6 protein-coding genes and 3 pseudogenes are annotated in these 10,010 nt (G+C 41.6%); 8 read left to right on the top strand and 1 reads right to left on the bottom strand.

Going from position 1 to position 10,010, the window contains the following annotated elements:
* Positions 1-63 precede the first annotated feature (63 nt).
* The 4 genes and pseudogenes from Q0418_RS03195 to Q0418_RS03180 all read left to right on the top strand — a co-directional run.
* Positions 64-465, top strand: a pseudogene (locus tag Q0418_RS03195) (DNA methylase); the annotation flags it as partial.
* A gap of 547 nt (positions 466-1,012) precedes the next feature.
* Entirely contained in the window at positions 1,013-1,747 is a 735-nt protein-coding gene (locus tag Q0418_RS03190; protein WP_298482165.1) for a LytTR family DNA-binding domain-containing protein, read from the top strand.
* Positions 1,744-3,084: a sensor histidine kinase gene (locus Q0418_RS03185; RefSeq protein ID WP_298482163.1), complete on the top strand. Its 1,341-nt coding sequence runs from the start codon at positions 1,744-1,746 to the stop codon at positions 3,082-3,084. Before Q0418_RS03190 ends, Q0418_RS03185 begins: the two co-directional genes overlap by 4 nt.
* Before the next feature lie 97 nt (positions 3,085-3,181).
* Positions 3,182-4,591, top strand: a complete 1,410-nt coding sequence (locus Q0418_RS03180) for an IS66 family transposase (RefSeq protein ID WP_298482161.1) — start codon at positions 3,182-3,184, stop codon at positions 4,589-4,591.
* 105 nt (positions 4,592-4,696) lie between these two features.
* Here the strand turns inward: Q0418_RS03180 and Q0418_RS03175 are convergent.
* Positions 4,697-5,581, bottom strand: a pseudogene (locus Q0418_RS03175) (IS3 family transposase); the annotation flags it as partial.
* A gap of 132 nt (positions 5,582-5,713) precedes the next feature.
* Between Q0418_RS03175 and Q0418_RS03170 the strand changes: the two are divergent.
* The 4 genes and pseudogenes from Q0418_RS03170 to Q0418_RS03155 form a co-directional block, all read left to right on the top strand.
* Positions 5,714-6,588, top strand: a pseudogene (locus tag Q0418_RS03170) (IS5 family transposase); the annotation flags it as partial.
* Between the two features lie 60 nt (positions 6,589-6,648).
* Entirely contained in the window at positions 6,649-6,933 is a 285-nt protein-coding gene (locus Q0418_RS03165; protein ID WP_298482167.1) for a dockerin type I repeat-containing protein, read from the top strand.
* Between the two features lie 13 nt (positions 6,934-6,946).
* The gene (locus Q0418_RS03160) at positions 6,947-8,239 is read left to right on the top strand and encodes a dockerin type I repeat-containing protein (RefSeq protein ID WP_298482159.1); all 1,293 of its coding nucleotides are present in this window, start codon (positions 6,947-6,949) and stop codon (positions 8,237-8,239) included.
* Between the two features lie 704 nt (positions 8,240-8,943).
* Positions 8,944-9,960, top strand: coding sequence for a leucine-rich repeat domain-containing protein (locus Q0418_RS03155; RefSeq protein WP_298482157.1), 1,017 nt, complete (start codon positions 8,944-8,946; stop codon positions 9,958-9,960).
* The last annotated feature ends 50 nt before the right edge of the window (positions 9,961-10,010 follow it).

Below are 10,010 nucleotides of genomic sequence, written 5' to 3'. Positions count from 1 at the left end.
ACAGTCGATTTTTGACGGGGATGCTTGGTATGGATGAGGACTATTCGTATTGGAGTGATTGATATGCAGTGTATTTGTATCGATCTGAAAAGCTTTTACGCATCCGTTGCATGTGTTGACCGTGGACTTGACCCACTGAATACGAATCTTGTGGTAGCGGATGAGAGCCGCACGGAGAAGACCATCTGCCTTGCTGTTACGCCCGCTCTGAAACAATATGGTATTCCTGGCAGAGCAAGGCTTTTTGAAGTGATCCAGCGGGTTAGGGAAGTCAATGAGGAACGGCTTAGAAAAGAACCATACCACGAATTTACAGACAGTTCCTGCTTTGCATCAGAGCTGGATCGTGACCCGTCTTTGAAACTGGATTATATTGTTGCACCACCGCAAATGGCACATTACATGGAAGTCAGCACGAAGATCTATGAGATCTATCTGCGGTATGTTTCGCCGGAAGATATTCATTGGAAGCAGTGGAAGAAGGTGAGTGCAAGGTTCAGTAATCTAAAGAAGCTTGGCATAAACAAACAAAAGGCTTGGGAGTGGGCGAACAGCAGGAAAGGCTATTGGCGAATTGCTGACAGCTACATTCTGCATAAGTCACTAACAAACGAATACCTTGCATCAGTGGGGTATGATGACATACTCCACAGATACAAGGTACTGCACTCAAATTATTGAACCGCCGTGTACCGAACGGTACGCACGGTGGTGTGAGAGGTCGGCTACTCAGCTAATGGGTAGCCTCCTACTCGATTTGTAAAAAAGCCGAGAAATAAGCACTTTTCCGGCAATTATCAAACGATGACAGCCACAGTGAAAAGAAAATCACTGTGGCTGTTTGTCATTTTTGGGGAAAATAAAACGATAGCAAGTTATCGTTTTATTTTAGGAGCTAACGTTTTCTTTTTGATGCTATCGTTTTCTGATTGATTTTACAAGCAGTTCGTGAATATAGCTTGACTTTTTGCTGTCGTTTATGGTATCATTTTAGGTATAGGGAGGACTGTTTATGATTCGAATTGCGATTGTGGATGATGAAAAGGGCTTTCTTAAAAATTACAGATATTTAGTAGAAAAAGAATTTATCAATAATCAGTTTGAAGTGGAAATTAAATGTTTTTATGAAAGCGCTGACTTTTACGAACAATTTGAGAATAGCAATTTTGATATTGTATTTATGGATATTGATATGCCTGGAATTTCTGGAATCCAATTAGCTGCAGAAATTAGAAAACGAAAACTGGAAACAGTGATTGTATTTGTATCCAGTCATAGTAATCTTGTTTTCGAGTCAATCCATTACGCACCGTATCGTTTTATCCAAAAGGATACACTAGAAAGCGATACGGCGGAAACCATTCAGGCATACTGCCAGATGTTGCATGAGGAAAACAATATCATTCAATTAAAGGTAGAAACCGGAGAAGTACATAATTTTTATCTGATGAAAATCCAATATTTTTATTCCGTCAGACACGATTTGTTTTTCGTGTACTCAAAAGAAAAAAACTCACAGCGATTATTCACACGCAGATATACAATGGATGTCCTTGAAAAAATGCTGAAAGAAAAGGGATTTATTCGTATACACAAAAGCTATATTGTGAACTCAAAATCTATACACCAGATATTATCTGATAAGGTTATTTTGTGTGACGGTTCCGAGTTGCCTATCAGCAGATCAAATGTGGCATCTATAAAAAAGCAGTTTCAGATTATTTTAAGAGAGGATGATGAGATTTGATCTGGAGTGCATTAGAATTGACAGCTGTGCTTGTGGAGTGCTTTATCATCAGTCGTTTGATGATCCGGTTTTTTGGATACAAATCCACCAATAACAGGTGGCTCAAAAGTGCATCCTTGTTTTTGGAATTGTCGGTTTTTGATTATTCTTTCACAATTCTTTTAAACAGTGATATTTTGTTTATCGTGACATTGATCGGCGGATGTACGCTGTTTTCAGCAGTATTTTTAAAAGGAAAACTATTTGAGAAAGTATTTTTGTCAGTGATATGTTATTTGATGTTCTGCTTTATCAATTTGCCGGTGCTGTATATAATTTCTTATGTGTCAAAGGTGTCCATTGGAGAATTGGTTGTTGCACAGGATGCCAGCCGCATTATATGCCTAATCCTGACTAAATTGATTTATTATGTGATAGCCGAATTGATTTTAATTTATCGTCGGAAGAATAAATTTAATTTTTCTACGGGTGAATGGGTAATCATGATCTCTGCATTTGTGATTGCTTTACTTGTCGGAACTTTAATGTATTTGATCTCTCTCGTTTTACCGGAACACCAGTATATGTGTTTGCTCGTTGTAATTCTTATTACAGTTTTAGATGGTGTGATTTTTCTTTTCATGCAGAAACTGAATCTGGCAAATCAGAAGCAGCTTGAACAAAATATGTTAAAGCTGCAATTATCCCGACAACAACAGGAAATGCGTCAGATCAATGAGAATTACCAGAAAATTTCTATGATGCGTCATGATTTAAAAAATGAAATGCGATGCATTCGGGAATTAATCGTTATGGGAAAATATGAGAAAGCGTTGGCGTATACGGATGCAATTATACAGAAAAAAATTGACAGTGTTCAAGAGCCAGTGGAATGTTCCAGTAGTATTATCAACGCTGTGATCAATACCAAATTTGGTGAAGCACAGAAAAAAGGAATAAAAACCTTTTGTCGAATACTTGTATCGGTTCCGGAGGAGCTTGAATTTGATTTTAGTATTATATTATTCAACTTAATTGATAATGCAATTGAGTACGAAGATGAACAGATAAAAGAACCCCAGATCAGTGTAGCAATCTCAAAAATTGCCGGCTATTTTAGAATTATCGTAAAAAATACGATTTGTGAGTCGGTATTAAGTCAAAACAGACGGCTGGATACACACAAGAAAGATAAGATCAATCACGGTTGGGGACTAAAATCAATTAAGGATATCTTGGAGGAACAAAATGGTGAGATGGATTTGTATGAAAAAGAAAATGAATTTATAGTAAGTATCTTAATTCCGGGTAACTATTCAGTCACCCCCCGTAAAAGCATAGAAAATCCACAATGTTGAAAGATCAGAATGCCGGAAATAAAAATCGTCCATTTGTCAATTTACAAGAAGTACATAAGTATGCTATACTGATAAAAAAAGCAGAGGTGGTGGCAGTATGCCGACTTATGAAGAGTTACTTGAAATCATAGCAGAGCAAAATAAAATCATCGAGAGACTCACAGCGGAACTGGCATCTGCCAAAGCAGAAATCGCTGAGCTGAAGGAAAAACTGAATCAGAATAGCCGTAACAGCAGCAAGCCGCCATCTACGGATGGATATGAAAAACCATCCCCCAAAAGCTTACGTAAGAAAAGTGGGAAAAAGGCTGGTGGTCAAACCGGACATAAAGGACATAGCATTGTATTGGACAAACCGGATCGTATTGAAAGAATCTATCCTGAGCACTGTAAGAACTGCCCAAATAGGGATAGCTGTGCCAACTTGAAGGTGAACGATTCCTGTTATGTCGTAGATATCACTGTGAAGAAAGAAACTGTCAAATATCAGATGCTGGAGTGCAGCTGTAACGGCATTCATGAAGTTGCAGAACGTCCAGCTGGTATGAAAGGTACTGTTACTTACGGGAATCAGCTGAAAGCATTGATATGTGTTCTGAACATCAAGGGAATGGTAGCAATGCAGAACCTTTGTGAGATTATAGACGGACTGACAGGAATCAAACCAAGCGTTGGCACTGTCGCCAATATGCTTCACAGTGCTGCGGATCTCGCCAAGCCGATTGTGGAGACGATTCCACAGAAAATCAACAAAAATCCTGTTGTGCATTGTGATGAAACAGGAGTAAGAGTGAGCGCAGGACTGCAATGGGTTCATGTGGTCTGCACACCGAAGCTGACATACTATGCGCTATCTGAAAAACGTGGCTCAGAAGCAATGCTCGACATTGGTTTTCTTCCCGGTTATACGGGAATCGTTGTACATGATTTCTGGTCATCGTATTTCAAGGTAACGAAAGCAGATCATGCCATGTGCGGCGTACATTTGCTGCGTGAACTAACCGGAATCTATGAGAATCATCCGGAGCAGACATGGGCGAAAGAAATTTATGATATACTTCTGGGAATGTGTCGTGTTGCCGAATTTTATCATCAGCATCCGGAAATTGGATCACGTCGTCACTATATGGATTACCTGAAGAAGAATTATGATGCAATTCTGGAAAAGGCAGTTCTGATGAATCCAATACCAAAGAAAGAAAAAGAGCAGCGTGGAAGACCGAAGAAAGGAAAAATTCGTTCTTTGATTGACCGCTTGCAGAAATACAAGGACGAAGTCTGCCGTTTTGCTGATAATCCACTCGTTCCATTTACAAACAATCAGGCAGAACGGGATCTTCGTATGGTGAAAATGAAGAGTAAGGTAATTGGCACCTTTCGGTCGGAACAAGGTGCTAAAGATTTTCTGACCTTGAAGTCTCTTACTTCGACTGCGGCTAAGTCTGGTATTACTGCGTTCTATACTTTGCTCTTCCTGTTCCATGGGCAGCTTGCTTTGGGGGACTGAATAGTTACAATTCCGGAAAATATAAAAAATCTCATTGGAGGATAGTAATGGAATTGTCAAGAAAAGTGCAGTCGTAAAACACCCAAAATCTGAATTATGCAGATATCAGGCGGCGTGATGAGAAAGCTCTCTGTAAGATCTGAGTGCCACAGGTGGGAGTCCGCCTTCATTAAAGCTGTTGATTCTCTGGGTATTGTAATAACCGAAGATGTATCTGAAGATTACGGTTTTGACCTCATCACGCTTCATTTTGTATGTCAGCATCTGATACAGCTTCTCCTTTTTCAATGTGGCGAAAAAGCTCTCCATACGTGCATTATCATAACAATGAGCAGTTCCGCTGAGGCTCTGGACAAGCCCTGCTGATACAAGAGGATGACGGAAGGCATAGCTCGTATACTGGCAGCCCCGGTCGCTATGCAGGATCGTTCCGTCGAGCCTTCCGTACTTCTCACGAAGCTGTTTAACAGTATCTATGCAAAGCTCCTTCTTCATATTATCACGCATTTCAAGTGCAATTATTTCACCGTTGAAACAGTCAAGAACAGGCGAAATATAGAGCTTTCCGTCAGAACACTGCACTTCGGTGATATCAGTAAGGAGCTTCTTCAGCGGCTTCTCTGCGCTGAAATCCCTCTTTATCAGATTCTCTCTGTCCTGTGTTACTGTGTCAGCTTTTGTAATACTGTGAGGTCTGTGATGCCTGTGGACAAGTCCTGCTTCGTTCATAGTTCTGTATACAGTCCTGAGACTTACGTGAGTTCCACGCTGTGATAATGCTGTCTGTATTCTTCTGACACCGTAATTCCTGTTATCCGGATGCTCTGATAATATGCCCTGTATTTTGACCAGAAGAAGCTGTCGTGCACCGAGTTTGTCCTGATTCCTGAGCCAGCGATAATAGCCTGATTCACTTATCTTCAGAAACCTGCATATCGCCTTCACGCCGTATTTACAGCGAAATTCATTGACGAACAGGTGCCGTTCACTTGTCTTTACTTCTTCCGGTCTTTTGCGAAAAAACCAAGTGCATCCTTGAGAATATCATTGGCTTTTCTGAGACAACACCGCACAGTTGCCAAAAGAGAAAAAGTATGGTAAAATAGTATTATGGACAGACAAATGACACTGGCAGAAATGAATGATGAATTTGGTGCAGCCAGAACCAATAAAAAAGAATTCCTGGAGAAGATGGATCAGATTATTCCTTGGGAAGAAATCATATCACTTGTACAGCCGTTCTATTACAAAGGAGAGCGCGGCAATAAACCCTACCCGCTGGAATTGATGCTGAGAATCTTCATTTTACAGAATCTATATGATCTTGCCGATATGAAGGTTATGAATGAGGTTCTGGACAGTCGTGCGTTCACATCATTCTGTTGTATCAATTCTCCGGATGAAGTTCCTGACGGCGATACGATCGGTCGATTCAGAAACATTCTGACAGAACATGATTTGCAGAAAAAGATTTTTGATGAGATCGTCAAGCTTCTGACAGATCGCGGATTGATTCTGAAAAAAGGAACAATTGTAGATTCCACATTTATTGAAGCCCCTTCATCTACAAAGAATCAGAAGAAAGAGCGTGATCCGGAAGCACATTCCTCGAAAAAGGGCAACACATGGCACTTCGGATACAAGGCACATATTGGCGTAGACCGTGAAAGTGGTCTGGTTCATCATGTCGATACAACAGCTGCAAATGACCACGATGTGACTGCGGTGAGCCGTCTGATGCATGGCGAGGAGGACACACTGCATGGTGACAGCGGATATATTGGAGCGCAAAAACGTCCGGAAGCAATAACCCGAAATAAAAAAGGTAAGAAGACAAATATCTCATTTGCAGGAAACCATCGACTATTCAAAAGCTGTCCCAAAGCGGTCGGTATGCCGCCAAAAAAGCTGAACACAAGAAGTCGTCTGTCCGGTGTAAAGTTGAACACGTTTTCGCAGTTGTAAAGAAACTGTTTGGGTATCGAAAAACACGATATTCTGCATGCTATGATGTCAGCAATTATGTTTCTGCCAACTTTGCAGAATCAGATGTCGATTTGTATCAGTTCTATGTGCTGTCACCCGAAGATCAAGCAAAGCTTTCCGTTTATGCAGAAACAGGAATGCAGATGGAAGCAGATGTTTTGATGGGCGATGTAAATCAGGATGGTGCTTTGGACATTCTGGATGCAGTTCTGCTTTCCAAAATGGCAAGCGGTTCTGTTACAGTATCCACTGCGGCTCAGTCATGTGCTGCAGATGTGAATCAGGATGGCACAATTGACACAAACGATTCGCTTTTGCTACTGAAATTCCTGGTGCACTTGGTAGATAGCTTGTAAGGGGGTAATGCAAATGAAAGCAAATCAAACATTTGCTGCAATCGCAGCTTTGACAGTTATGACAAGTTCGCTTGCAATGACAGGTGTCACGGTAAGTGCGGAGGGGCATGGATTTGCCTATGATATGTCAATTTACACAGCTGATGATCATGAAAATACGGTTTACATCGCAACTGAAGATCTGAAGAATGGGGATTATACCTTCCGTGCCGGTATCTTTATCGAAGACAATGATACTTTGGACATGACTCTCGGATCGGTGGAAACTGCGTGGGACGGATATGATGCAGAGGGCATAGACACTAAGTACATTACATTCAGCAACTTATCGGATGCGAGTACAAGAAATGATACATTAAACCGGGATTTCACACTGGAAAAGCTGAATGAGAATGGAACGATTGCAGATACCAATATTACTGCATATTTTGTCCCTACTTGTTTTTCCTACTTCTCTTATCGGGGAGACAAATCCTATGTGACATCCCGGTGGGTGTCTTATCAGAATCAGTACGAGAATTTTAAAGGTGCAGATTTGTATGCTGCTGGTGAAAATCAGGTGAAGTTTACCGACAAAGACGGAACGGAATATGTGGCTTCACTGGATTACGATGCCAAAACAGGCATTGCGATATCCAAAGAGACATACACCATCAACGATATGCCTGTAAACGAAGCGGAGCATATTGTCATCAATGACTATGACCCCACATTGCCGGAGGGAACGCCCATTCCAAACAGTTGCACAGAATCCTCCATTATCAGTCTGGATAGCTGGGACAGTACAACAGAATGGTTCATGGGAAAGTCGGATGCCTATGCGCTGAATTCCTTTGATGTGACCATTTCATCTGATACACCGGAGGGTGTCTATTATGTGGGATTTGACAGTAGCAAAGAACGGCACAATCGGATTTGGGGCTTTGAAAACAGCGAAGACGGACTTGGTTCACCGACATACGTTTATCCGAAAAATTTAGCGTATACTGATGATACAACACGCGTCAACGAAACTGCAAACTGGCTGAAAATTGTGATCGGGACACCGAAAGAAACGGAAGAGATTCCGATTTCCGATGTGTCTCCGGCAGAAGATGCACAGGCAGTGCTTGCAGGCGATGTAAACCTTGATAACAATATCGATCTGACCGATACCGTCATGATTGGCAAGGCAGTTACAGGTTCTGTTTTCCTTTCCTCTGCACAAACTGCCAACGGCGATGTAGATGGTAACGGTATTGTCGATATATCCGATGCGACGGTGTTGCTCCAGTTCCTGCTGCATAAGGCTGACAGTATTGGATAAGTGAAATGATGTGGTCAAAGATAAGTTCAATCTTGCATATGCGCATAACAAGAACAATGGCTGCATTTTATGAGATAATATAAATCGTTTTTAAAGCCCCTGTTCCGACTCCCATGGTTGGTTCTCAGCTGTTGGGGTAAGGCAACAATTTTGAGACTAGCTATAGAAGACCAAGTGCACAGTCAATTATCAGAAATGGAATCCTGTATCTATGGTATAACACAGATAAGCTCGAGGCAATACCGTACAAAGATTGTACGTCAAATGCGCAGTCAGATTTTTCGTCAGATGAAACAAAAAGCGTAGTGAATAATTTATGTATTCACGAGCATTTTTATAAAAAATGACGGAAAATAAGCAGACATATGACGTGCAAAGTCGCTAGGCGTTCTTTGTGCGGTGTTGCCTCAACATTTTTGTGTGTAGGGACGATGCTTTTAATTGGAATATTGATAGAGGCTATTTTGTTTACAGCAGTATGCATTTCTTTTGAAGACAGATTCTAAGAGATTGGATGAAAAAAACATTGTGTTTATCATATTCGAGCAATTATTGTGATGATAGCAGAAATGTTTGCAGCAGTATAGCTGCTCATTTTTCAGTTGACACAATTTGCTCTGATATTGGAGATTGCATAGTATTCTCTAGCAGCAATGTTTCTGTTGGGAAAATGTAAATAATTTTCGAGAACAAGGAGAGAATAGATGAATAAAAAAATTGCAAGAACACTTGCAGGAGTTATGTCTTTGTTGCTGTTAGAGCGAGTAGCTATATTTAAAGATAGTAGTGCAGAAAACGTTTTGAAAACAGATATCGTTACTTCTTCTACAGAAAACATCTTGTCCGATATGATGGCTTCTGCAACGGAATTTGTTCTATCCGAAGGCGATTATAACCAGATTCACTGGGCGGTGACCGCAGATCACACTCTGCTCCTTTCGCCGAAGGAAGGAGCAACCACTGCCGCCATTGATGATTTTTACGAAACCTACACCAATCCCGATCCGCTTGTGCAGCCCCACGAAACGGAAATGTCCATGGATACGCCGTGGCATGACTATTTGTCGGAAATCACAGCAGTACAGGTGCAGGACGGAATTACCTCCATCGGGGATTACGCGTTCTACAATTTGTACGCTCTGAAAGACATATACATGGCAGATAGTGTAACCAGAATTGGCAGATATGCATTTCAGGGGACTGCTGCGGAAACTATCCGCTTTTCTGAAAACCTGACTTCCATTAACGCTTCTGCTTTTTCCGGTTGTCAGTTTTCATCTCTTGTCTTGCCGGACAGTGTGACCAGTATCGGTGCATCGGCATTCCAGAACTGCAGCAGTCTGACCCATATGGATCTTTCCCGGAATCTGACAAAAATCGGAGATTCTGCATTTTATGGCTGCACAGCATTGACAGGTATTTCGTTCCCGGAAGGTCTTGTTTCCATCGGACAGTTTGCTTTCCGGGATTGCACATCGTTGCAGGAACTGCTTCTGCCAGACAGTCTGACAGAACTCAGTAAGGGCAGCTTCTACAGTTGCGCCTCTTTGACTGCTGTGACATTTGGCACAGGTTTGACAGAAATCCCGTGGCAATGCTTTTCTGGTTGTTCGTCTTTGACGCAGATTGTACTGGATGGAAATATTGTCGCCATTGGAAACACAGCATTCCAGGACTGCGCGGCGTTGTCTTATGTTTTCCTGGGCGCGTCTGTGGGATAGTCACGCTCCTGCTTGAAAACTTCTGCAGGAACCTTTCTTGTTGTGCCATG

The organism is uncultured Ruminococcus sp. (assembly GCF_937915125.1).
Lineage (GTDB): Bacteria > Bacillota > Clostridia > Oscillospirales > Ruminococcaceae > Ruminococcus_C.
The sequence above is the reverse complement of the archived record's forward strand: the minus strand, read 5'-3'. Positions and strand labels throughout refer to the sequence as shown.

Excerpts from the sequence above, each read along its gene's own strand:
- Q0418_RS03190 (WP_298482165.1), top strand. The coding sequence starts at position 1,013 with ATGATTCGAATTGCGATTGTGGATGATGAAAAGGGCTTTCTTAAAAAT.
- Q0418_RS03180 (WP_298482161.1), top strand. The coding sequence starts at position 3,182 with ATGCCGACTTATGAAGAGTTACTTGAAATCATAGCAGAGCAAAATAAA.
- Q0418_RS03160 (WP_298482159.1), top strand. The coding sequence starts at position 6,947 with ATGAAAGCAAATCAAACATTTGCTGCAATCGCAGCTTTGACAGTTATG.
- Q0418_RS03155 (WP_298482157.1), top strand. The coding sequence starts at position 8,944 with ATGAATAAAAAAATTGCAAGAACACTTGCAGGAGTTATGTCTTTGTTG.